At 42.2% G+C, this 23,037-nt stretch carries 36 protein-coding genes and 1 pseudogene; 1 reads left to right on the forward strand and 36 read right to left on the reverse strand.

All coding sequences use genetic code 11. The features are described from left to right. Positions 1–3: 3 nt before the first annotated feature. From GCU48_RS25395 to GCU48_RS25545, 32 genes and pseudogenes are all read right to left on the reverse strand, one after another. Complete coding sequence (locus GCU48_RS25395; RefSeq protein ID WP_152381882.1) at positions 4–1,464, reverse strand: hypothetical protein; 1,461 nt, start codon at positions 1,462–1,464, stop codon at positions 4–6. A gap of 205 nt (positions 1,465–1,669) precedes the next feature. Next, positions 1,670–2,137 carry a hypothetical protein gene (locus tag GCU48_RS25400; protein ID WP_152381883.1) on the reverse strand — a complete coding sequence of 156 codons (468 nt, stop codon included), beginning with the start codon at positions 2,135–2,137 and terminating at the stop codon, positions 1,670–1,672. Positions 2,138–2,151: 14 nt separating this feature from the next. Beyond that, complete coding sequence (locus tag GCU48_RS25405) at positions 2,152–2,607, reverse strand: hypothetical protein (RefSeq protein ID WP_152381884.1); 456 nt, start codon at positions 2,605–2,607, stop codon at positions 2,152–2,154. Positions 2,608–2,742: 135 nt separating this feature from the next. Beyond that, on the reverse strand, positions 2,743–3,090 hold the full coding sequence (locus GCU48_RS25410) for a hypothetical protein (protein WP_152381885.1): 348 nt from the start codon (positions 3,088–3,090) through the stop codon (positions 2,743–2,745). A gap of 683 nt (positions 3,091–3,773) precedes the next feature. Beyond that, on the reverse strand, positions 3,774–4,175 hold the full coding sequence (locus tag GCU48_RS25420; RefSeq protein ID WP_152381886.1) for a nuclear transport factor 2 family protein: 402 nt from the start codon (positions 4,173–4,175) through the stop codon (positions 3,774–3,776). A 407-nt stretch (positions 4,176–4,582) separates the two neighbouring features. Further along, on the reverse strand, positions 4,583–5,200 hold the full coding sequence (locus tag GCU48_RS25425) for a DUF4367 domain-containing protein (protein WP_152381887.1): 618 nt from the start codon (positions 5,198–5,200) through the stop codon (positions 4,583–4,585). 15 nt (positions 5,201–5,215) lie between these two features. After that, entirely contained in the window at positions 5,216–5,707 is a 492-nt protein-coding gene (locus GCU48_RS25430; protein WP_167518780.1) for a peptidoglycan-binding domain-containing protein, read from the reverse strand. Positions 5,708–6,271: 564 nt separating this feature from the next. Beyond that, complete coding sequence (locus GCU48_RS25435) at positions 6,272–6,481, reverse strand: ArpU family phage packaging/lysis transcriptional regulator (RefSeq protein ID WP_152381889.1); 210 nt, start codon at positions 6,479–6,481, stop codon at positions 6,272–6,274. A gap of 224 nt (positions 6,482–6,705) precedes the next feature. Further along, positions 6,706–8,163, reverse strand: a complete 1,458-nt coding sequence (locus GCU48_RS25440) for a DEAD/DEAH box helicase family protein (protein ID WP_152381890.1) — start codon at positions 8,161–8,163, stop codon at positions 6,706–6,708. Beyond that, positions 8,099–9,388, reverse strand: coding sequence for a terminase small subunit (locus GCU48_RS28735; protein WP_152381891.1), 1,290 nt, complete (start codon positions 9,386–9,388; stop codon positions 8,099–8,101). Before GCU48_RS28735 ends, GCU48_RS25440 begins: the two co-directional genes overlap by 65 nt. 92 nt (positions 9,389–9,480) lie before the next feature. Further along, positions 9,481–9,954, reverse strand: a complete 474-nt coding sequence (locus tag GCU48_RS25450) for a hypothetical protein (RefSeq protein WP_152381892.1) — start codon at positions 9,952–9,954, stop codon at positions 9,481–9,483. 146 nt (positions 9,955–10,100) lie between these two features. Next, positions 10,101–10,301, reverse strand: coding sequence for a hypothetical protein (locus tag GCU48_RS25455; protein WP_152381893.1), 201 nt, complete (start codon positions 10,299–10,301; stop codon positions 10,101–10,103). After that, positions 10,298–10,591 carry a DUF2829 domain-containing protein gene (locus GCU48_RS25460; RefSeq protein WP_152382267.1) on the reverse strand — a complete coding sequence of 98 codons (294 nt, stop codon included), beginning with the start codon at positions 10,589–10,591 and terminating at the stop codon, positions 10,298–10,300. Before GCU48_RS25460 ends, GCU48_RS25455 begins: the two co-directional genes overlap by 4 nt. Before the next feature lie 124 nt (positions 10,592–10,715). Continuing rightward, a pseudogene (locus GCU48_RS25465) lies at positions 10,716–11,663 on the reverse strand (glycosyl hydrolase); the annotation flags it as partial. 330 nt (positions 11,664–11,993) lie between these two features. Continuing rightward, positions 11,994–12,248 carry a hypothetical protein gene (locus tag GCU48_RS25470; RefSeq protein ID WP_152381895.1) on the reverse strand — a complete coding sequence of 85 codons (255 nt, stop codon included), beginning with the start codon at positions 12,246–12,248 and terminating at the stop codon, positions 11,994–11,996. A gap of 132 nt (positions 12,249–12,380) precedes the next feature. Beyond that, on the reverse strand, positions 12,381–13,019 hold the full coding sequence (locus GCU48_RS25475) for a hypothetical protein (RefSeq protein ID WP_069289728.1): 639 nt from the start codon (positions 13,017–13,019) through the stop codon (positions 12,381–12,383). 124 nt (positions 13,020–13,143) lie between these two features. Further along, complete coding sequence (locus GCU48_RS25480; protein WP_152381896.1) at positions 13,144–13,533, reverse strand: hypothetical protein; 390 nt, start codon at positions 13,531–13,533, stop codon at positions 13,144–13,146. After that, positions 13,530–13,760, reverse strand: coding sequence for a hypothetical protein (locus tag GCU48_RS25485; RefSeq protein ID WP_152381897.1), 231 nt, complete (start codon positions 13,758–13,760; stop codon positions 13,530–13,532). The genes GCU48_RS25480 and GCU48_RS25485 overlap by 4 nt, the downstream gene beginning before the upstream one ends. A 2-nt stretch (positions 13,761–13,762) precedes the next feature. After that, on the reverse strand, positions 13,763–13,933 hold the full coding sequence (locus GCU48_RS27240; RefSeq protein WP_167518783.1) for a hypothetical protein: 171 nt from the start codon (positions 13,931–13,933) through the stop codon (positions 13,763–13,765). A 41-nt stretch (positions 13,934–13,974) separates the two neighbouring features. After that, positions 13,975–14,316, reverse strand: coding sequence for a hypothetical protein (locus GCU48_RS25490; RefSeq protein ID WP_152381898.1), 342 nt, complete (start codon positions 14,314–14,316; stop codon positions 13,975–13,977). A gap of 42 nt (positions 14,317–14,358) precedes the next feature. Continuing rightward, entirely contained in the window at positions 14,359–14,748 is a 390-nt protein-coding gene (locus GCU48_RS25495) for a hypothetical protein (RefSeq protein ID WP_152381899.1), read from the reverse strand. Next, positions 14,741–14,968 (reverse strand): DUF7167 family protein, encoded by a 228-nt coding sequence (locus GCU48_RS25500; RefSeq protein WP_152381900.1) that lies wholly within the window; start codon positions 14,966–14,968, stop codon positions 14,741–14,743. Before GCU48_RS25500 ends, GCU48_RS25495 begins: the two co-directional genes overlap by 8 nt. Positions 14,969–15,017: 49 nt before the next feature. Then, positions 15,018–15,203 (reverse strand): hypothetical protein, encoded by a 186-nt coding sequence (locus GCU48_RS25505; RefSeq protein ID WP_152380825.1) that lies wholly within the window; start codon positions 15,201–15,203, stop codon positions 15,018–15,020. Between the two features lie 45 nt (positions 15,204–15,248). Continuing rightward, a complete protein-coding gene (locus GCU48_RS25510) occupies positions 15,249–15,755 on the reverse strand; it encodes a DUF1281 family ferredoxin-like fold protein (protein WP_152381901.1) in 507 nt (168 codons plus the stop codon). Positions 15,756–15,820: 65 nt separating this feature from the next. Continuing rightward, a complete protein-coding gene (locus GCU48_RS25515; RefSeq protein WP_152381902.1) occupies positions 15,821–16,681 on the reverse strand; it encodes a DNA cytosine methyltransferase in 861 nt (286 codons plus the stop codon). A 31-nt stretch (positions 16,682–16,712) separates the two neighbouring features. Then, positions 16,713–16,910, reverse strand: coding sequence for a hypothetical protein (locus GCU48_RS25520; RefSeq protein WP_152381903.1), 198 nt, complete (start codon positions 16,908–16,910; stop codon positions 16,713–16,715). Between the two features lie 224 nt (positions 16,911–17,134). Next, positions 17,135–17,806: an HNH endonuclease gene (locus tag GCU48_RS25525; RefSeq protein WP_152381904.1), complete on the reverse strand. Its 672-nt coding sequence runs from the start codon at positions 17,804–17,806 to the stop codon at positions 17,135–17,137. Positions 17,807–17,889: 83 nt separating this feature from the next. Beyond that, entirely contained in the window at positions 17,890–18,072 is a 183-nt protein-coding gene (locus GCU48_RS25530; RefSeq protein ID WP_152381905.1) for a hypothetical protein, read from the reverse strand. Next, on the reverse strand, positions 18,069–18,257 hold the full coding sequence (locus GCU48_RS25535) for a hypothetical protein (protein WP_152381906.1): 189 nt from the start codon (positions 18,255–18,257) through the stop codon (positions 18,069–18,071). Before GCU48_RS25535 ends, GCU48_RS25530 begins: the two co-directional genes overlap by 4 nt. Positions 18,258–18,328: 71 nt before the next feature. Further along, on the reverse strand, positions 18,329–18,652 hold the full coding sequence (locus tag GCU48_RS25540; protein WP_152381907.1) for a hypothetical protein: 324 nt from the start codon (positions 18,650–18,652) through the stop codon (positions 18,329–18,331). Positions 18,653–18,714: 62 nt separating this feature from the next. Beyond that, a complete protein-coding gene (locus tag GCU48_RS27245; RefSeq protein ID WP_167518785.1) occupies positions 18,715–18,876 on the reverse strand; it encodes a hypothetical protein in 162 nt (53 codons plus the stop codon). A 245-nt stretch (positions 18,877–19,121) separates the two neighbouring features. Beyond that, a protein-coding gene (locus GCU48_RS25545) for an IS3 family transposase (RefSeq protein WP_152378784.1) occupies positions 19,122–20,239 on the reverse strand; the annotation gives its coding sequence in 2 pieces (ribosomal slippage) (positions 19,122–19,993 and positions 19,993–20,239; 1,119 coding nt in all). 344 nt (positions 20,240–20,583) lie between these two features. Between GCU48_RS25545 and GCU48_RS25550 the strand changes: the two genes are divergently transcribed. Continuing rightward, complete coding sequence (locus GCU48_RS25550) at positions 20,584–20,808, forward strand: helix-turn-helix domain-containing protein (protein ID WP_152381908.1); 225 nt, start codon at positions 20,584–20,586, stop codon at positions 20,806–20,808. Between the two features lie 26 nt (positions 20,809–20,834). On the opposite strand, the gene GCU48_RS25555 is transcribed toward GCU48_RS25550, so the two are convergent. From GCU48_RS25555 to dnaN, 4 genes are read right to left on the reverse strand one after another with little or no spacing between them, the layout of a single operon-like run. Beyond that, positions 20,835–21,062 (reverse strand): hypothetical protein, encoded by a 228-nt coding sequence (locus tag GCU48_RS25555; RefSeq protein WP_152381909.1) that lies wholly within the window; start codon positions 21,060–21,062, stop codon positions 20,835–20,837. Then, entirely contained in the window at positions 21,059–21,373 is a 315-nt protein-coding gene (locus GCU48_RS25560; RefSeq protein WP_208811922.1) for a hypothetical protein, read from the reverse strand. Before GCU48_RS25560 ends, GCU48_RS25555 begins: the two co-directional genes overlap by 4 nt. Then, positions 21,324–21,842: a DUF1064 domain-containing protein gene (locus GCU48_RS25565; protein WP_152381910.1), complete on the reverse strand. Its 519-nt coding sequence runs from the start codon at positions 21,840–21,842 to the stop codon at positions 21,324–21,326. Before GCU48_RS25565 ends, GCU48_RS25560 begins: the two co-directional genes overlap by 50 nt. After that, a complete protein-coding gene (gene dnaN, locus GCU48_RS25570; protein ID WP_152381911.1) occupies positions 21,839–22,972 on the reverse strand; it encodes a DNA polymerase III subunit beta in 1,134 nt (377 codons plus the stop codon). The genes GCU48_RS25565 and dnaN overlap by 4 nt, the downstream gene beginning before the upstream one ends. Positions 22,973–23,037 lie beyond the last annotated feature (65 nt).

The raw sequence follows: 23,037 nt of genomic DNA on the forward strand, positions 1-23,037 counted from the left end.
TTTTTATTCACCTCCCTCCGATGGAGTATTTTCTTCATTCGAATCAGATTCATGCTTCTTTACAAGCAAAGGAAGTAATTCAGCAGGTATTTTGGCATTAATACCAAGTGTCCAACGTATTTCCTCAGCAGCTTCCAACGGTGTGATGTAGAAATTCTTCTCCGCTGTGATGTAGTTGTCGATCTTTGAACGTCGGTCACGTTCAATCTCATTTTCTGAGCGTAGATCAATAGGGAGATAGTCAGCTTCAACTTTTGTTTGAGTCCCCTTTACTCTTGCAGACAACGAAAAAGACCGCTGCCAGAAACGTTTGGTTACGCTCCGCGCGGACTCTACATTTTTGATATATATTTGAGTGTCAATCGAACTGTATGTTTCGGTTGATCCTTGATGCCTGGAAAGGATGGTGAGCAGCGTCTTGAGTGAAGTCGCCATTTGGGTATCAATAATGTCGATGAGCTTTTTAATATCAATCATCGGCCCTGAATTACCGCCTTTGAGATATTCGACTTTTACACTATCCCAGTGGACAAGGGCATCGTCTGGATTGAGTGAGTTGAAATGGTTTATCATCTCTTCCATTCGCTCTTTAAGCCATTTCTGTTGACCATCGGGATTACTTTTCAAGTTGTTTGGCATGTTCTTCAGCATGATTTCTTCCAGCATAGAGATATCAAGCCTTGGATAGCCTTGGTTATGCACTACTGCTTTCAGGTCAGCCAACACTTGAAGATGAAAGAACACTACTTGCAACACTGGAAGCATGGGCGTTCGTCCATAAGGATCATCGACCATCGGATCGAACTCTTCATAGATGAACGTTGGTGTGTCAATCTTCTTGTAATTACCGAACCACTCCTCATTCGCGTTCCTTCGCGGGTTCTTCACGTATTGCCACGGTGTAAGGCGATTAGTCTCCGGCTCCCTACGAAACCAAATTAAAGCCGGATCAACTGGAACAATATCAATCACATCATTGCACTGTTCATTCAAGACTACCTCTCCAGCACACGCACCACGGACCATAATCATCATCCGCTGGATCGTGTCCAGTTTATCTAATGAGCGTCCGTGCTGGTATCCCGGCGAAGGTAGCGGTGTGTTTAGCATAGCTTTGAGTTCGTCCAGTACCCGTTGTCCACCCTTATCTGCATTCCCGTTTGGCTTCTTAGCTGTAAATGTTAATTCGGTATCTCCCATACGTAAGTATGTGTATAGGGCATAGGAAACGTCTGGATGGACAGATATCAATAGCTCAAGTAATTCCTCTGCGGTGTAACTCTGTAGTTTAGTAAGGTCAATATTGTGGACCTGTTGATACTTTTTAGGCAACCAATTAAATATCCCCCACGGGTTGGAGTTCTTGGGAACTGTCGTTCTGCCTATACCCATCATCTGCCGCTTTACCGTTGCCGGAAGAACTGCATTCGCAAATGAATATATGGCTTTATGATACCATTTCAAGATTTCACCGCCTTTCTTGGCAAACTTCTATGAATACAGGATAACACCTGTTTTATTCGGATTTACTACTGATTTTCGACCACTTAAACATCTTCTTTCAATCCCGCAATAAAAAAGAAGGTAGGAAAAGTTTCCTGACCTTCTTAATGTTCATATTTCTATGTCTGAATAATATCATTGGTTTCATTCGGTGTTACTACGGTTTTTAGCTAACATCCAAGTTTAAAATTAGACTCTTTTTAGTTAAGTGTTTTCTTCCAGAACCATCATCTACACCAGCATCTAGATGTACTTTTCCGTTATATCCGTTAGTAAACAATGTCTCTTTTAACTCATTCAATCCAATCCAAATAGTACAACTACTGCCTGCTTCAAGTTTATGTGGATAACTAACATTAGATTGTGGTCGAGGAAAAACTAGTGTTTTATTATCTGGAAGAATCAGATAAGGTATGTTTATTACAACGTGTTGGTATCCGGGATTGGAGACTGTAACAATTACCGCGGCATCGCTTAACCCATTATAGGTATCAAGAAAACCGTAAGAAAATGCGAGGCTAACTTTTCTCGATTTTTCATTTTTATTCACAATAAATGTAACTGTAGACATAAAGGCGGCATATATTGCAACTACGGCAGTAACTATTTGTGTCCATGGAATACTATTTTCCAAGTATATCTACCTCCCTACTTTCTTCTACCGTTACTTGTCCCAGAATTCAAAGCTACTACAGCAATCAAAGCTATGATTGCGAGGACAAACAACAAGTAAACTCCGTAATAAAGAAAGTACAATGAAGCTAAACCTGTTAACAGTCCAACAATTATGATGAATACTCTATATAAATTCGAATATTCTGCTTCATTCGATATGGCGGAAACCAGACCTATAAAACAACCAACAAGAAGCATTAGTCCGGTGATTAAGGACAATGCAGTAGCCCTCAAGTAAGCTGCTGTATCAGTGAAGTAATATTTCCCCAATTCCAAAAATGTTTCAGGCTTAGGGAGATTCAATATCATTTCCCACGAAAAATACCCAGCTGTTAAAGCCGTTGCAATAAATAACCAATAAGTCCACCTGATTTCATGTTCAATCGCTTGATAGTATATTGATTTTAATATAAAAATCTCCTCCACCATATAGAATGTATGTTCTTAATACCTTTATATCACTCGTTGTTATATGTTGTCAATTTGTGTAGTTACGTGTTTGAAAATGTTCCTCGAAAACTTAGCACTTTATGAGGACAAAAGAAAAAGCACCCATCATGGTGCTTAATAATATTCTTGCCTTTCAACTTCAACTTCGATTTTAAACAATGCCACTAAGTTGGATATTGCTTCAAATACCGCTAGAATAATAACGAAACATTGAGACAATGAAAGAGATTCAGGCATTCCTGGTACTAACTTTCCATCCTGATAGGTCAAAAAATACGCGCCTAGAGCAAGCCCGGTGTACCCTAAGAATTTTAAAAAAATCAGGGCTTTATCAAATAGATCACTTCTCACCTTGAAGATGTACCTCAGAATTATCGCACTAATTAAAACAAATCCGAGAACTTTAAAACTCTGGAATAGCATACCATTAAATTCATTAATGGGAATTTGTTGTCCTTCCATTTCTTCTTCCCCTCCTAAGCATCAAATTTCGACATTCAGGAAGAATTATCCTCTTTAACACATGGGCGTGGCCGTAAGCAAAACTGCGCTATCCCATCCCATCTACCCCAAACACAACCTTTGCATTTTTTCGGCTGTTTTGGTGGGCCTTTCATGTGTAGCAAAATTCCTTTCTTCTGCTTCAAACCAAAATTCCTTTCAAAAGGCAATAAAAAAAGCCACCCAAATGAGTGACTTGTATCTGCCTATGTTATTTACAGCACCAAATTGACACAGGCGCTTATTTAAAACCCGAAAAAATAAACAGCGATAAGACCTATTCCCGCAAGCGGGATGCAAAACGCTGCGCTGTTGCATAAAAGCATTTGTACTTAGTAACTAAAGAAGAAGAACAAGACCATTTTACTGATTACCGAAAATGGCCGTCAAAGAACTAAGACCGAACAATACCGGAAAATGGGCAATTAAACCATTATAAGCTGGCTTTTGCTCACTTTCTCGATATTACTCGCTATTAAGTAAAAATAAAGTCTTAGACTGCCACTGTTATCATCCAACTAACGTTCTTCGTTAGCGTAACGCATTACTTGACCAAATTCGATATGTTGCCGGTCAGTAACCTACGTTTTCGTATGATTACTCAGCATAGTGATGTGTAGCTGCACTAACATATCAACAGTCTCTTAATCAAAAGCTTCTTCAAGTGCAGCAGTATCTTCGAAGATTTGAAAAAACCTTATCTTCTCCTGTTCTACTTCGCAAATAATTGCCCAATCACTCTCGAACACTTTCCCGGTTACATTGACTTTGATGCGGAAATTCCCCCATGCACACGCTGCTTCCTGATTACCGATGAGTTTGTGAAGGACAAAACTCTCTATTTGTTCTGCTTCTTCTAATAAGCTTAAATAATTTCTTACACCTTCTTTTCCATGAAATGTGCCGTATAAAGGAATTCTATTAGAAGGCTCTTTTTTAAGAATAATAAATTTCGCTTCATCATGAACCAATTCGATCACTTTATCAATCTGTTTGCTTCCTAATGCTTGAAAGTAATTTGTTAGCACCTGTTGAGCACTTTGCATTTCTACTAATCTCCCTTCGAATAGGCGGAATAAGCTTTGCACAATCCAATAATAACATATTTTATCTACCATCGTGTCCGTTGGCTTAACGCCGCCGCTGCCAGTCTAGAACTATATTTTCACGGTCAAACACTTTATTTCCATCAAACACTCGTCCCAGACAATTCTCTCACCTAGTTTATCCTCATCACCGGACTTCATGGTTTCTCAGCACGTATCACAAAAGGAAGCACCGAATGTGGTGTGAAATTCTGGATTCGGATCATTGCAGATCAAACATTTACCTTTTATAAAGCGTTTCGTTTTTCCTGTTTTCTGATCGTGGAACAAGGTCAATCCCTCCCAACAGAAAGAAAGTAATAAAAAAACACAAGCATCGCGCTTGTGTTTTAATGCAGCATATCAGATTACTCTTGAATTTTTTTTGCAATTTCCATCAATTCGTCAAGAGTGGAATTGAAAGAAGAAACAGTATAGAAGTGGTCTTTCGTAATCAAATGAACAACCCTTCTTTCTTGCCCGTCAACATAAGCTACAGTATGATTGTTGATTTTAGTCAACTCAACTTTTTCCATATTATATGTTTTTTTCACATAATCAATAGTAGTCTGTTCATCCATTTGGGATTCTGCTTGAGTAACCATAATTTCAGTGCCGTCACTGCCACGATATGACTGCCTGATTACCAAACCATCCTCGCCTTTCAAAGCTGTTGTGTTTAATGGCTTCAAGCTGTGCTTTTCAAGCGTTGCAATTCTAAGCGAGGCTCCCTGCGCTAGATTAGGAATATGGATATCTTCTGCCGGTACATCAGATATATTTATGAGACCTTTGATATCAACTCCTGTCTCTTCTGGTGTTTCAGTCGGCGCTTGCACTGTTGAAGCATCAATCGCTTCTGCTTTCGTTTCAACCGGAATCTGTGCAGGCGTTTCTGATTCGGCAGCATATGAATTATATGCATATGCACCACCACCTATTACGAGTGCACCACCTAATGCTACAGCAACTAATTGTTTCTTCAATTTAAACCCCTCCTATTAATCGTAAAATACTGTGCCTTCAGTAATGGCCTTATTATTGGATTTGTACAAAACAGAGTATCTCAGACCTCTATTATTATCGTTTCTCCCATAAAACACGTAATAAGTCGAACTGTCAGACGAAGATAAGGTGAAAGATCTTCCCGGAACTTCAATAGAAACATTATAGGTCATTCTATTCCAAGTCCCCGAACCAGCTGTTCCGTCTGCCGGCAGCCCTTTATTTCTTTGGAAATTTTGGAGCCCTGTTTTCACACCGCTTCCAAAGCTCCCATCAATCTTTCCCACGTCACCCTTTTGTCCATAGGCCCATAAATTTGCTTGCAGCGCTCTCACATATCCCCCACTGTCACCTTGGCGCAATGTAGGGAAACCAGTAAAACCATCGTAAGCATAACTGGCACTTGCTATGCTTGCAAGCCCGAGACTACCTACTAACGCCACAGATGCAACAGCTAGAGACATTACAGATTTAAGGTTTCTTTTCAATACAATTCCCTCCATTAATCAAGCTGATTATGTAAGACTACGGTTTATGTACTTGTGACTAATAAAGCATGTTCAAAAACAGCTATTATAAATTAAATAGATGTTTTTCCCATTTGTTTGTCTCCTCTTACATTATAAGTTTCTAATTGTAATTTTTCAACAAAAACATGGGCAATCCTACCAGTCTATTATGAGGCACGCTGCGGAATTGAACCGCGCAAGGGTTCTGTCCGGGTCTGTATGACGTTTCCGCCGGATATCTGTTGCCTTGCCGCCTGAGCGTGCCATGAATAATGTGGGCGGGGGCCACTCTCCCCCTGCATACAAACTTTGTTATTTACTCCCTTTGTTTGCGTAATGGGATTATCCGTGTCTCTCTTTCGCCACCACATTAAAAATAAAGAGGAAATCAAAAAGGCCGGCACATTGGCCGACCTGATCACCGAGGCTGGAAAGCTGCGGTTCGTTCCTTATTTGATTTTCCATGATACAAATTTACCACATAAAAAGTCCAATGAACGGCAACAAAGCGGCAAGATTCCAGCAAAAAACCGGAACCCCTTTTTACACGACTGAGCTGGTTGGAACTGAGCTCTTAATAAAAACGGTTAAACGGAGCATCCCGGCGAGTGTGTCCAGAGCTGCCTGTTTGATCTCTCTTAACCGGCGATCACTCATGTGCAGTTCCCCGGCAATGATATAGTCAAATTCGCCCTCGTCGTCCAGGTAGCTCCGTCGAATAACCTCCCGCTGAATGCTGGACAGCTTGCTCATCGCCAGTTCCAGCAGCTTATCCTTTGCTTTTAAGCTCCGCCTCTTTATCTACGTTATAAGTGGCAATGTCCTCCGTCTGCTTGCTGATCGCATTGGTGGATTGATGCTCTCTATAAGTATATAACTACGTAATCGCCGCCTTGCGTCGAACAAAATTAATCTGCTGATACCACTGAACTATCTCGAAATATCCTTCCACCACGAGGTTTATTAATTATCATTAATTATTTTTTTACTGCTACACTACCTATTGAAGGAAGCATAATATGTGTATCTGGTTCCATTAAATATTCTCCAAATGTCAAAACAAAAGCGTCAGCTCTGTCTGGTGATTTGAGCCCACGCTTTTTCATATCCTTCTTACTTTCAAGCAGCATTTTACCCTTACTGGTCATGTTCCATTTACGTGCTGTAAGTTGGGTTATAAGAACATCGTCATCAGGCAATTGTAGAACACTCGTATCTCCATTTATAAAATTGCTCATATTCTGTTCTAATTGTTCCTTTATGGATGCCCACATTTCAGTAACCAGGTTCCCATAGTGCTCATCTAAAGATGAAGAACCATTGTTAATTGGAATGATTTCATATGGTAGTCCTTCTTCAGCTAGGACTTCATTTAGTCGATCCGTTACTCCTCCACCTACACCGCTATCATCTACTCTTATTCTGATTCGATTTAAATATGGATGAGCTTTATGTAGCTCTTTAGCCAGGCTGATTACCCAACCAGCAGTAACCATTGTGTCTTTCTTGAAATGATGGTGTTCTCCTACAACTCTTGGCCCTATGCCAGCAAACATTGAGGTCTCATCATCACCAAAACGCGCAACGTCAACGCCTATAGTTAGCATGTCTCCGGCGGGTTCCATCCTCACTTCTTTAGCTGCAAATTCAGCCACTTCCAATGAAATAAATGTATCCGATTCTCCACGGGGGAATTCACCTTCAACCCGGACTCTCCATACATCACTGCCTTCGCCATACTTCCGCTTGAGCATAGCGATATTATCCTTGCTGGTTCTTGGGCTGTCTAAGCATGACACCTTGCGTGTTTTATAATCCGCTCTATCCTTATTGTGCGAATCATAAAAAACACCCGACGTTTTTGTCGGGTTGCCGCACATCAATATTTTATTGAACTCACCAGACAACGTACCCAAGATAGCCTCCATAATTGGATCGGCAACGCCTGATGCTTCATCCACAATGAAAAGCATATAGTCCTCATGAAAACCCTGCATATTCTCAGGCTTGGTTGCTGTCCGAGCTGTAGCGAACCATCGTTCCTCATAATTCTTCATGTATATTTTGGTCTTAGTCCACTTAAGGATTCGTTTCAGCACCGGACTTTTAGATTGCCATTTATTAATCTCAGCCCATAATACGTCATGTAGCTGCTGTCTTGTAGGAGCGGTACAAATTACTTTTGGATAAGGGAAGCAGGACAGAAACCAAAGGGCTGTTGCAGCTTCCAGCCCAGTTTTTCCTACGCCTTGACCTGAACGTACTGAAACGCGCGGATTATTAGCTAAATCCATTAGAGTGCTTGCCTGCCAATCATCAGGATAGAACTTAAGCATCTCTTGGCAAAACAATGTGGGATTCTTACGATACTCAGGAATCCGTTTCTTGAATGCTTGAAGTCTCCGTTTCGTCTCCGGCGAGTCCTTCTGCTTCATCACCTACCACCGCCTCTACCCAGTCGTCAATTAGATCGTCTTCTGTATTGCCTTCTCCCGTAACCTTTGCCCTTTCAAGCTCAAGTTTCTCACGTTGCATCTTAAGTTTCTCGTCTTCAACCATCCGTTTATGTTTGTCTGGAAGCAGATCCATGTATTTAGTTAGCACATCCAATGCTTTGGTTTTGTCGTGTAGCTTTACACTCACTCCGTCCTTACCCTGCTTGACTTCTGAAACCAGAGTTCCATCAATTTCGTCACTATTTTTAAAAGAGACATAATTATATCTGTACTTCTTCGTTTCTCCAGTGTCAGGATCAAACACGGGATCTCCTTCTAAGCCAAGAACATCCTCTTCCTTTTGACCGAATTCTACGTAATCCGTAATGTCTGCAAAAGCAATCTTCATGTACTCCATTAGAACCCGCTGAGCATTTAAACCAACCCCATCCATCAGGGATTCGTTGTAATTCTGTATCGCAGCCTTAATTTCAGGTTTCCTCAATAATTCCCATCCAATTGAATATGCTGTTTTCTTACTATATCCAGCAGCCATTGCCGCCCTTGTGGCGTTGAAATCTCTGAGGTATTCCATTATGAAGATCCGCTGTTTCGGCGTTAACCCCTCTTCGTCCGGAATTTCCGGCTCTGGCTTCTCCTCGATTACTGGAATGTTCTTTTTTGTTTTGGAACGCTCCATATCATTAGAGCGTTTCGGTATTTTTTTCGGAACGTTCCGTATTTCTGGAGCAGCGACTTTTAGCTCTTTAGAGAGCGCATCAACTGTTAGCAGGGTAGCATATACCTCTCTTGGCTTATCACCTTGATATGTACCGACAAATTTACGCCGTTCCATTTCATCAATCAGTCGGGCCGCTCTGCTATAACCTATCCTCATTCTTCGCTGCAATAAAGAAACCGAGGCTTGTTTGGCCTCGGCTACAATTTGGACAGCTTTTAGAAAAAGCTCATCCGAATATGATGTTGGTTCTTTATCTTCATTTGGAGGTTCCTTTTTTTGATCAGTTCCATCTTCATCGGAACTTTCCGTATGTTCCGCTTCTCCAGCAATCAAACTCTCCCACTTATCTTTAGCCTTCCATCCTCTTACCGTACCTTCAGATACACTAAGTTGAGAGGCTATTTCTGTGAGACGTATGTTGCCGGAACTGGCTTTGTATAATTCAAATGCTTCATCCCGTTTAGGATCTCTCTTTCGTCCCATATCTTATTATTCACCCCTTTTGATAATGTATCTGAAGCTAAGGAAAAGTTTCCTGACATACAAAAAGAAGCCGCCTATTGGCGACTACTAAGTTAAATTTCAGTTTCAGGCGGCTTCGGCTTCAGCCATTCGCCTTTTTCATTAATGAATGCATCTTTGTAACGACCTGATTCTAACTGTCTTATTATCTCCTCTTCTTTAGCCACCAGTATTTTAGATAGCTGAGCAACAGTATAGTAATCACTGCTTTTGTAGTCTAACTGTATTGGAACCGCCATTTCGTACAGCACATCCAGAAATTCATTAAACGTCAACTTGCCCATATTACTGATCCCCGAATAATAAGACGGTTTATAGTTAGCAAATTCTAGAAATGATTTTCCTTGAAACTCTTTTGCCAGGGCGTTACTAAGCCGTACGGACATTAGATTATCGAACCGTGTCTTGAAGTTCATTTCTTCTATTTTTGCGTATTTTGCTTTGAATGCGATTATTTTTACAAGAGGCAAGTCTTTGCGATTACCCTCTTTCAAACGCATTCTAAATTGTTCACGATCCATTATCATCGGCTGTACCATCCTCTAAGGTGTGTTTAACCGACATTTTACATCACGTTTCTTATAATCGTAAACAGCTATTAAGACACACAGCGGAATCGAACCGCTGTTTTCCTGTATATGTCATATTCCCGGACTAAGCCGGGAAAAGTTTGCTACTGACGTGGCGGCCAGTTCCATTGCTCCAGCCCGTCTCCTTGACAAACGTTCAATGCGTTGAATTGCTTACCGAATTCATTCCACACGGCCAAATTCACCATTCCTGTCGTATCAGGATTTACGTAAACCACTACCGCAGCAAGTGTCTTACCCTCCGTGTCCTTGTAGTGGACATTGCGTCCTACTGTTGGTTTCATTCGACAACCTCCCAATCTTCTGCAAGGATATCTGTCTGTGAAGCAAGCCAGCCCGGTTGCCATTGTTTTGCAGCAGTCCACATGGCAATGTAGGGTTGGGAATCCAGTGGTGTGTCTACGCCAATATGCTTCGCTGTGCGATCGTTTACTTTCGGCCCAGGTTTCTGTGTGGAGTGTGGCGGTAACTGCAAGGATGGCATTAGCACTACCCACATACCTTTACCATTCCATCCAGCACGTGCTACCTTCTTCCCTTCCTTCAACGCTTCAATCGCTTGCCCGAAATTCAGCATTTATCTTCCTCCTCATCTCTATAAAACAAAAAGAGCAACGGTTACCCGTTACCCTCTCTGTACAGATATCATTTTTGATTTGGACAAGGGACCTTCACCCTTACGACCCTCACGTCTCTTTAGGTTGTTGAATGGCTGCCAACCCTTTTTTCACATCATCTCGCGTTAAGCTCCTCGAATCATTCATATAATCCTGAATTTGATCCGTTGTATTATTCTCGGTCAGCATCTTGCCCCAAGTCATGGAATACACCCATTTGGGCTGAGCCTGCATTACCTCGGAACTGGGCATCTCGCCGTGTTCCCCAATGGCAATCGGCTTGCTTTGTGCCAGTCCGAGCAGTCCTTCGTAATGACTTTGTTTAAAATCATTGTTGTAAATATCCATAGCCAAGATATCCACTTTGTCATCCCCCGGATATTTAGGGGGATAAGGGAAGGTGTACGAATTCGGGGCGTTCGGGCTCCATACCCAAAGCAAGTTGTTCAATTGGTGTGTGTTTACAAAGCGGTCATACATAATGTTCCACAGTTGAGTGAAATTGTTTTTGTTTCCCCACCAGAACCAGTCCCCATTCATTTCATGGTAAGGTCTCCATAACACTGGAACACCTGCATCACGGAGCTGCTTTAACGATATAGCGACCTTATCCAGATCGGCTATAAGAAGATTATTCTGCGTAGTATCCGGCGTCACATATTTATCGAACTCCGTCTGACTTAATTTCGTCTGCACATTGGCCCATGTCAGCGGCCTGCCCGGCAGCGCTTCATGAAAAGTCATCGTCACAATGCCGCCGGCCCTGCTCCAACGGATGGCGCTATCGACGACATTTTTACGTTGTGCCGCCTCCGTAGCGGCGGACTGACCGGAGATGGCCCCCATCTCGTAGCCATGTACACCTACATAAGCCTGACTTATTTTTTGGACCTTGTTACTTAATTCATCCGGGCTTTCCAAATAATCATGCTGACCTGTGATTATTTTTTCCCCTGAGATGCCGAGTAAATAGCTGTATAGTTCCCGGGCCTGAGCAGAAGCGTACGTATTAACAGGTTGCAATGTAGAACCCCCCTTTTTGAATGCAAAAAAGCGTCGGTTTCCCGTCGCTCTCTCACTTATATTAACGGTAATTATTTCACAGCGATTACCGTTAATCGCTATAGTCCGCATTACGTGCGGAACAATCTGCCGCCCTTATTGATGGGGTATTATGACCCTCTTTACGGCTGTCTCCAATTTATTGTAATTAGTTCGATGTGGACAAGGGGCTTCCACCCTTGCATATCGGTTCTCTTCGGGCGTGTGGGACATACCGATAAATCCATGGGCCTTTCACCCAAGCAATACCCCGACAAAGTGCGTCTATCTTCCGCCACCACATTTAAATATCAATGATTACAGAAGCTGACTGGCTAGTGCCTTAAGTCCGCTTGGTACAGCGATTTGTTTACCATCGTGTTCATTTCCGTTTACATAAGCTGTGTCTTTGTCTACATAATAGACTACACCTTCGCCGCCGATAACCGGAAAGCCGCTTTCGTCGTAATCCAGATTTGTACCTACATACTTGCCATGCTTGGCTGCTTCACTTTCCAAGGAATGAAGGTGTAAAATCCCCGTGTTGTCTAAAAATGCATAACTTTGTGCCATGTTTGTTGCCTCCTAGAATTGATTTAATTTGTTCCTGAATAAAGTGTAAATCCTTTCTACTCCGTACCTACTACGGATTTCCCTTTGGTTCTAACAACAAGCAAAGACCGCAAAGGCTTAAGCCCTTACGGTCTAATTTACTTCTGGCATCCTAAGTCCAATTTCACCTTCCCGGTTACGCCCTCTCCCGTAGTCTATAACCACAAGATCCAAAGTGCGGTTTATTTTCAGACTGTTTGCTATATTGGCAATGGCTCTGCGCCGCTTGTCCGCAAAAGTAGTTTCTGAAATACTTGGAATATCACTGCGATAACCGTTTTTCATGTACTGTTGTGCTTTGAGATATTTCATGCCATCTAGAAACAACAGTTTGGCTATCAATCCCTCGTGCTTGTCGCGCATATTGTTTACTGCAAATTTAACGTTATTTGTGATGAATTTATAAAATTTATAGTTCACGTGACGCTGATCCTTGAGGATAACCGTATTAGCTGTCACATCTGCCGTTAATTCTTGCCCAGTTACCCGTTTAGCAACCGATCCTTCAGCCGCGAGTATATCATAGGCCGACATTCCATTTTCAATCTGTTGGAGGGAATATTCATAATTTTTTATCACATCGACTAAATCAGCGTATTTGCCCAGCAACCATTTCGTTTTTCGAATATCATCTTGTTCAAGATCATCGAAAAAATTTACCTGGATTATCTTCTGAGTATCGGCAGAATCATCTTCTTTGCTACGTATAATTACAGACTGTTCGTTATCCATATTTGTTCACTCCTTGCAAAACTAAATGTATCCGGTATAATCTGCTCAATCAACATATACCTATCTATACTGACCACACCCACATATAACAGTAATGCTGCTAATATAGAGGTATAGGCTCTTATCATGGGGTGTCTCCTTCATCTTGCAGGAGAGAGTTAAGTCGATTTAGCTCTGCATTCAGGCGCTCTTCTGTTTCATCTCCATGTGTAGAAGCATCGCTATATTGCGACTCCCAGAATTCAGCCAGGCGTTTTAATTCGGCTATCTCTGCATCCTTTTGTTGTATAACCTTTTGTAATCTGATCATTTCCTTGCCTTGTTGTTCTATATCGTCCCCTAAGCCCTTAGCAACCTCTGCCCAGCGCTTACGTCCTCTCAACTCTATGTCATATTGTTGGAGCCAGTAAGGAAGAGCATTAGAAAACTCAGATGCGTTATATGGAATATCGCTATCCCCATACCTCTTTAACAGTTTCATATCCTCTTGCCAGTTACGTGGTTTATCTGTCATTGTTCTTCCTCCCCATCCTCTTCACCTTCGTATTCATCATCCAAAGACTCTACATACCGTGTATGATCGTCTTCCGAATCGCCTACATACTCGTCGTTAATGTAATAGCTGTACGATGTGTATGGATGGGCAGTGACGCAATCCGTGCAGTATACTTCATCATTAATTTCATAATGCGCCGTTTCTGGCGGCAGGTCTGTTTTACAGTTGTAGCAAACTCTTGCCATATCTATATATCCTCCCTATCTGGGTACATGTAGTCTAAGCATTCCGATACTTCCTCAAACTTGAATTTTTCTGAAATGGCTGGATGCGTGTACTCAGTCCAGATCATCCAGTATGACTTCTCGAACATCTGCGCCATTTCATGAACAACTTTTGCTACATTATCAATCTCCATTTATATCCTCCCTTAGTGGGTGTAGGACACCCTGTATTGGTTTAATCCTGACTGGATAATGTCATATAAGCAGCCTCTGCCCTCTCTCGGGGGCTGGCGTTAATTAAATCAAATGCTACCTTACCACTAATCTTTGGAAATATTTTCCCCCATTTCACGATTTGTAGATTGTGCACATATATCTCTCTATCTATCTTTCCTGCCTTTGCCTGTACCTCCAGAGAGGCGACAGGGTCGGATGATGGTTGCCAATCCGTAACCTTACGTCGAAACTCTTTTGTGGCTCCATCAACCCATATAAGTCTCACACCATCCCACCAATTTACCCAGCCTAACAAACCAGCAAGAGCAAAATCTAATTTCTCGTCTATCATATCCAACATATCTATCATCCTTCCAACGCTCAGAGCGTATTGTATTGGTGGTTACTCTCCTAACGATTTACGAGCACGACGCCCTCCATCTCTAATAACTGGTATTTCTGGACCCCAACCAATTATATGTTCGAGGTAATTGCCATCTTCCGCGTAAAATTCCAGTGTCTCCCGTTGTTCGGCTATTGTCTGAGCCCTCTCTGCTAGCTGTTGCTGAAGTGAGTCTACCAAAGCGGATACATCTACCTTCTGTAGAAACTCGGTTGAAAACGATCCGCTAAAACCCTCAAGAAATATAGAACCGTAATCGTGTCCTTTATGCTGGAATTCATCCGATCGGCATGTCCAAATCTTGCCGAAGTTGTCCGGGTGGTCATGTTCCATACAGGTATGCATTACAACCTGATCGCCCTTTTGTAGCTTATATGTCCGTTCACTCACCTTTACCGCCTCCAGTCAGTTTTTTAATAGCTTCCTCGATTTCATCCATGTTGGTCGGGTATGCATCCACATGCTGCGCGGCATCTTCCCATATCTCCGCGTCTATCAATGCCCGAATCTCTTCACGCGTCTTGCCTTCAAAATCTTCATCATCTATTTCTATTTCTCCCTCCCGACATGCGGTAGGATAGCCGATAGACATTTTCCATTCAATTAGCATTTTCATTCACTCTCCTTATAGATGGTATATAGGGGTATAGGGTAAGAGGCTATGAAGCATCAAAGTGCATCTCAAATTCCCGTTCACAGTCCTCATTTTCACATCTTAATTTATAAGTCGTTCCGCATTCGTCCGTATCCGGCTCCATCCACTCTTCACCGCAATAAGGGCATTTTACAGATGTAGATAATTGAGTGACTTCGGTATCAGCATAAGTTCTGTATATCCGTTCCATGTTGCTTTCTCCTTTCTGTTGGGTAGGGTAAGAGGCTGTTATGCCTCAATCCTCGATAAAGTTGCCGTGTTTATCCATATATTCCGGCCATTCATCCTTTACATTTGAGCAAACCCAAATCCGCGCTTCTGCCGTCCCACTCTCGGGCATCCTTCTGGACATTTCACCCTCTGGACTAATGATTAAATGACCAAAGTTATAGCCTAAATCTTCATCAGCGTATTTGATGTCAAACGTATAGTCAGGGAAACGATTATACAGGGCTTGGAATATCGGACCCGGCGCATTCCAAGCAGTGTCAAACCGGATGACATTTTCAGTAATAGAGATATCATAGGCATTCCATTTGGTCCCCCAGTTGTCTAGGCTCCATTGGTACCATGCTGGTCTAAGTCCTGATTCTCCATAGGATGCTTCAATTGCTTTTGGCATAGGAACCAATGTGTTGAAATCAACATCTCTTTCAACTGACTTCAAATGGTTCAATACTTCTTGATATGTGCGTCCCTCTGGGGCATGGATTGTAACGACATTAGTTATGTGATTAGGCATTTTATATCTCTCCTTTATAGGTAGTAGGGGGTGTATCCCCCTTATGAAGGGCTAACCCTCCTAAATTAAGCCGTTTGAAAATACTTTTTAATCGCCTTTCCAACCCATCTGCCCATCGGCACAGCGACGGCATTACCGATCTGCCTGTATGCATCGTTATCGCTTCCAGAAAACTTGAACCAATCCGGGAACCCTTGTAATCGGGCATATTCTTGCACTGAGTAAGGTCTGATTGAAACCCCATCGTTGACAAGACGTGTCGACCTGTCCTTGGCATAATGAGCCACACAGGTCGGCGCTCTGCCGTCCAAATCAGTGATAATGGGTAAATCCCTGTATCCGCCATTCAATCTCTTCTGGACGTACTCAGGGGCGTATACTTCTGCCCCGACATCTATGATATCTCTCATGGCTATTGGGTTCTCCTCTGGATAGGGCAAGTGGTTAAGAGGTTTCTTAGTGCCTATTACAATCAACCTTTTCCGCTCCTGCGGTAGCCACATGTTTGCATTCACCGGGCATTCAACCCTGACATAATAGTTTGGTAGTTTGGTCAGGCACTCCATGACCACTTGAAATTTCTTCATTCCTGGAACATTTTCGACGACATATACCTCTGGCTGTGCCAGCGCCACATGCCGAAAGAAGTGGAGGAATAAGTCGTCTCCAGTCCGCGTACCATGGATATCCGCAATTGTGCTGTACTTGGTGCAAGGGAATGTTCCTATATACACATCTGCGTCATGCTGATCCAGAACAGTGATTTTGGTTATATCAGCCTCATTTACTTGATGATCAAAGTTCTGCCGCAATGTCTCACAAGCAATTCTGTCTATTTCAAAAGACTCTATGACATTTATCCCTGCCTCGATCATTCCAAGGTCCAGGCCTCCGGCTCCGCTAAAGTAACTCTTCGCTGTAATCACTCTGTTGCTGTTCCCTCCTAAATAAATCTATCTAAAGTACAAGCTCACTGGTCACGCCGCATTTATTACACTCCACCGTGTGGATGTAACGACCTCCGCCTACTTTACCGTCGGAATAGGCTTCACATGCTACCGTCTTATAACCTGCACCGCCATATAATTCGTGTTTATTTCCGCATTCGCACGTACATTCTTCATCGCGGAAGCATCCTGTGCGTTTAGGAGTCATGCTGTTCCCTCCTTCTTATCCCCTATGGGGCTATATTTTCAGCCGCAGTGTTAACATTTTTTGTCCATCTTTCCCATGCTTCTTTTCCGGGTCCAATCGGATATATACATTCCGTTCGGATAGGGCAGCGGCCACAATTCTTCTTGTAGTTGTCCTTGCATATCTGCAAGGCCTTGTCACTCAAACCCATGTGTTTGTCCTCTCTGCCCTTGGGGGCTATATATTTAATCCTCAAAGCGCTCTCCGTAACCATACGATGGAGCTGGTCTACTGTAGTTGTTCAAGGCGTCGGATATCATAACGCTAAATACGCTCATTTGCTTAGTATCCATAGACTCTAGCAACCGAATCTCCTTGCTTTTCAATGAGCGTCCCGCCGCTGTAGCAAGCAATTCCATGACTGGCTTTATAGATTCCAATCGTTCCTGCTTTTGGGCTTCTAAACGCTCCTGTGCCGCCTGCTTGCGGTTGAACTCTTCCCAATCTTGCTCGTCAAACCAAAATCTAGGACCGTGAATCATAGAGTATGTTGATATCCATCCTTGAAGCTCTTCCTCGTTTGTCTGGATACGATCATGACAGGTATCGCAAACACGCATTGCATTTGTCTTTACACCGCGTCCGCTTCTGCCTCTTGGCATGACATGATGGGTTTGAGTGGATTTACGACCACATCCACATTGGCAGAGGCCTTGTGTCTCATCTATTAATTCAGAAATTACTTCGAGTGGAAATTCTGCTCGGTCAGCTCGTGACGGACGTGATTGGTGATGAGCGAAAATGTCTTTCTTCCAATCTGGAATCGTTTTTTTGCTTTTCTTTCGCTGTCCAAGGCTGCTATACGACTTTTTCTCTTTAACTTTTTTCTCCGGTTTCCAGAATGTTTGATGAGACATTATCCCTCGCCACCTTTCCAACAGATTGATTCGTATTCCCTATGCTTATGCTTATATTTTGTACCTAATCTGCTACCACCCCATTACGGTTTCACTACGGATTTTAGAGGTTCAAGCAGTCCAGCTTCCTCTAAAACGGAATAATATCTGTACCTCTCTTTCGTTGTTAAACGCACTTCGTTTATTGTATGCGAGGCATAAAAGGCTACGGCCTGCTGTACTTCGATAGGTTCTTCATCGAGCTTGTTCAAGTCGAGCTTTTTCACATACTACTCTCCCTTACAAGGTGATCATATTTTTCTTCAAATCCACGCTTTATATCTGGCGGCAAGGTTTCAATAACATCGTCCCATAAACTTAGCAATTCATTGTTATAAGAATTATATTTTTGAATCTGAACGTAACGTTCTGATAAAGCTGTGGTAAATTCATCAGCCTCTTGTTTCGTCATATCCACCCCTCCTGTATGTTTTTCGGTTCCAGTACAATGTCGCTCGTTCGGATACAGTGTTGCGCTATTTATCAATACGATGATTTGTTATAGACTTCTCTGGCTTCCCCTACTGAAGTAAGGTCAAATACCCCATACATGGATCGGACGAGCTTTCGCGTCTGCTCTTCGCTGTACTTTAGTTTTTCTGCCCCAAGGATTGCGTATCCAAGGCAGGCGTTATTACTCCATTCTTCTCCACCAGATAACCGAGCTTCATTAAAACCCGCTTGGTAAGCTTGCTTGAAAAGATTCTCTGCTTGGTCCAAAATTTTGACTTGTTCAGCGGTCAAGTCTTTAGGAAGAACTTTCTCTAATTCCCTTCTCATTACTGTTGCGATACTGTGATTCTTCATTGATATCCCTCCGTTGGGTTCAGGAAAATTTTCCTTCGCTGTTTACTTGGCTTGTGCCAACCTCACCGGATGATCCCGGTGAACGCTCTGAGCTTAATGGCCTGTTTGCGTTCGCTCAGACGAACTTTTAAAGCAGTTACCCAAATGGTGAAGGGGATTAATTCTATACACCAGTCATGAAGTTCCCAACCTCCAAACAATATTTTGATGTATGTTATTTTCATCTTCATTACCTCCAATTTTTATTTGCAGCTTACCGCTATACACACCGCTGAAGCGGAATGTATTTCATCGGGTAGCTATCCCGAATCATCAGGCGGTTATAAACTATTGCGCGTTTCAGCTTGCATTTTAAGGTAAGCGTCATTAAAAGCTTCTGTCACCGCTTTGCGTGAAGGTCTGTATATCTCCACACCTTCCATATCTCCAAAACCCTTTATCGTATGCGGTATGGACTGTCAACAGTAAATCAGACAACTTTTTTAAGGGCTGCAGCTTTGTACTGGACTGGCGTCATGTATCTTAATGTGCCGTGAATACGATGCTTGTTGAACCAGTTCACATAATCATATAATTCTAGTTTTAGATGATGAAGACTCTGGAAATTCATTTGGTTTACAAATTCTGTTTTCATCACTTTGTAGGTGGCTTCGGCCACGGCATTGTCGTAGGGACAGCCTTTCATACTTAGGGAACGGCCAATGTCAAAGGTCTCTAGCAGTTCGTCCATGGTTTGGTTCCTAAATTCGCTTCCACGATCCGTATGAAACCACTGAATGTCGCTCAAATCGCCCTCTACCGTGGCAAAGGCACGGGAAATCAGAGCAGCATCTTTGTTGGGACCTGCACTATGGCCAATGATTTCACGATTAAATAAGTCGATCAGTACGCAAATGTAGTGCCACTTGTGCTGAACTTTCACATAAGTTAGATCGCTGACTACGAAACGTTTAGCTTCGGTTTGATCAAATTCACGCTTCAACACATTCGCCGTTGTTGCTTCGTTACAAGCGGTCTTGTGCGGCTTATACTGCGCTATCGTGTACGTGGACACGAGGCCCTGCTCTTTCATAATCCGTCCAATTCGACGTCTGGAAACGGTGTATCCTTGCTCCTGAAGTTTGACTTTCAACTTGCGCGTTCCATACGCCTTTCGATTGGTATGAAAGATCTCTACGATAGCCGTAGTTACTTCGTCTTCGTTGTCTTTTTCTTTCGCTTCATAGTAGAACGTGCTTCTAGCGATTTGCAGGACTTCACACAATGCTGATACCGAGTATTTATCACTGTTTTGCTTAATGATTTTTACTTTCGTCCCATGATCAGCGCGGCTTGCTTTAAAATATCATTCTCTATCTTGAGTCGCTCATTTTCTTTACGGAGCGCAAGGAGTTCATTCTCTTCTGCAGTTCGGTTATCTTTTTCAGCGAATGAACCTGAGGTTTGAGCCTGCTTGATCCAGCGATCTAGAGCCGATGGGCTAAGCTCATACTCTCTCGCAATGGCTGCTCTCGGCTTTCCGTTGTCGTATAACTGAACCATTTGTTTCTTAAAATCTGCTGTAAATGTACGTCTTTGTCTTGGCATAGTAGATCCGCTCCTAATTCTAATGTTTTCATTCTACTAGCCCTTATTTTTTCTGTCCAACTAAGAGTAACCGATCCAGTATGCTTCCGTAATACCCTACAAGAACTCCACCCTTTTTCGTTACGACTCTGTAACCAAGACCTTCTACAAATTTTCTACTTATTGAAATTCTCATTTTTCCTCCAAGGTTAAAGCCCTACGGCTATAATTTAATTACGTTATTTCGCTTCTTCGTTATTTCATATTTCAATTATAATTACGCTTCTTCGTAATGTCAACAATAAATACGAAATTGCGTAATATTCTAGTGTATGTTAGTATTTTTAATACGGAGGTGCAAATCAATGTCAGAAATATATATCAGAGTTCAAGAATTACTTGATGAACGAGGTTGGACCCAAAAATATTTAGCAGAAAGGACTAATCTTCGTACCGCTGCTATAAGTGAAATATGTAATAATATGAGGCGTTCTATAAATCGTGACCACTTAGAGAAGATAGCGGATGCTTTCGGTTTAACGGATGCAAATCAATTAATAGAGTTAAGGACGGAGCAAGAGGAGAAATAACCTCTATGCTCCTTTTTGTTTCCCGCTTAGATTGGATTAAGAAGCCTTTCGAGCCGCATAACCTCTTTCTGGAGGTACTGAATCAAATCAGTTGCCTCCTCCAGCGCCATGAGCTTCCAGTCATAGGCCATATCTGATACCTGGTCTATGGTGGTTCCATACTTCTTTAGGCCTTTCTCATTTTGTTTATCCAGCAATTCTATGATCCGTCGTGTTACTTCTGGACGTACAATTTCATTTTGGGAGTGTTTCATTTTATCTCCTCCTCCGCTTCCGCAAGAATAAGCGCATTACCCTCAAATTTCATCTCCGCTTGATTTGAGTCACTTATTGGCCCCCAATGGTTATTAGCTTGCATGATACGAACAATATCAGTGGCATATGGTTCGTCTGTGTTAACTACCAGATAGGTATTAAGTGGAGGCTTTCCGTCCAGAATCCGCAACTCCTGAATCTTCCAAAGAATACGAGATAGATCACTTTTCTCACGTTCATCAAGGTATATATTGATATCCTCATTTTTTAATACGGTGAATTTGACTTGCATTCCGGTCAGTTCTGGCATGTTTCATCTTCCCTTCTGCTTGTTTTAAAAGTTTATTGATAGCTCGTTTCCGATCCGCTTTTTCTTTCTTAAACTGCTTGATCGGAATAAATTCCCCTCGTTTTTTTATGAGTATATCTATGGGTAAAGTTGGATATTTTGCTTGGAATAGTTTCAGTTTGACACGGAATGTCGGTGTCTCAATACCCTTGATATCTATTACTCGCTGAGTATCGTCCAGATTAGTGACCAAAAAATCAGCAATGTAGGTCACTTTTGGTTTCTCCTGTAGTATAAATACAGGATGGCACTTGAAGTCTTTGATTTCTCCATACTTGCGCTGCCGAAGGAGTTCTTGGCAATACTCTCCCTCTGCTTTGCTATCAAAGAGAGTACCTATCACATCTAGTTCATACCTTTTTACGATCCATTCCTCAAATAACGTTCCATCCTCCGTGACAATGACCTTTTTAGCATTATATTTACTCATGAATCTACCGTCCTATACGGCAGCACCACATGGACGCTTTGCTTGTCCTCTCTACTCAAAAAGAAAATAGGCTGCATTTTCCCAGAAAAGATCAGCATTACTCTTTCTCCATCCAAAGCTTTCAGAGCGTCCATTGCATATTTGGCATTCAAAGAGATTACAAAGTTCTGTCCAGTAAAATTGATAGGAACAATACTCTCACTCGCTTTGCCAGTTTGCTTACCTTTACCTCGAATGCTTACTTCCTTTTCGGCAATGTCAAGTCTAATCATATTGCTCTTTTCTTCTTTTGCTAAAGTATAGATAAGTTCAATGGAATCCAAGAATTCCTGTTTATTTACCTCGACTTTTGTAATACCTTCAGGAACAACACTCATCCGCTGCGTGTCTGGATAGACACCTTCCAGAACACGAGAATAAAATGTGAACCTCTCCGTCCGTGCAAATGCATATACCACTTGACCATCATCAGACTTTGAGAATCCGAATTCTACATTATCCTTATCTGTTATGATCTTTTGAAGCTCCACAAGCCCTCTTGCCTCAATTACGGCATTTCCGAACTCGCCTGACACAATTTCCTTTTCGGTTTTTGATAGCCGATGCCGATTAGTAGCTTGCATTCCTACTTTCCCATCTTTGAGATAAACATTGGCTCCTGTGATGATCGGCATATCTTTCCCATCTATATTTGCTGCAAAAACAACCTTTTTGAATAACCCCTTTAAGTCTTTTCCTGTAATTTCGATATGCTCGTTCTCAATAATAGTAGGCGGTGAGGGGAACTCTTCTGGATCTAACCCGGCCATTTCAATTTCTTTATTCCGAGACGTGATAATCACATTCATGCCATCTTTAGACTCTATCCGAACCTCGCCATTTATTTTCTTGAGCATTTCTAAGAACAATTTAGGCAAAACTACCTTTCCATCTCGTTCTATTTGAACATGTTCCTCGAAAATATATGACTGTATCGTTGCTCTATCGTCAGTACCAGTCACAGTTAAGCCCTCTTGATTGGCTTCGATTAAGAAACAACCAAGTATTGGCATAATACTTTTAGCTGAAATAGCTTTACTGGCATCTTCCAGAGCTTCAACCAGTAATGCACTGTCCACTACTATATTCATAAGGTTTGACCTCCTTTTTCGCATTAGGATTGCACTCCGGGCAAGGTCCCAGCATTACGATGGAG

This window comes from Paenibacillus brasilensis, from assembly GCF_009363115.1.
Lineage (GTDB): Bacteria > Bacillota > Bacilli > Paenibacillales > Paenibacillaceae > Paenibacillus > Paenibacillus brasilensis.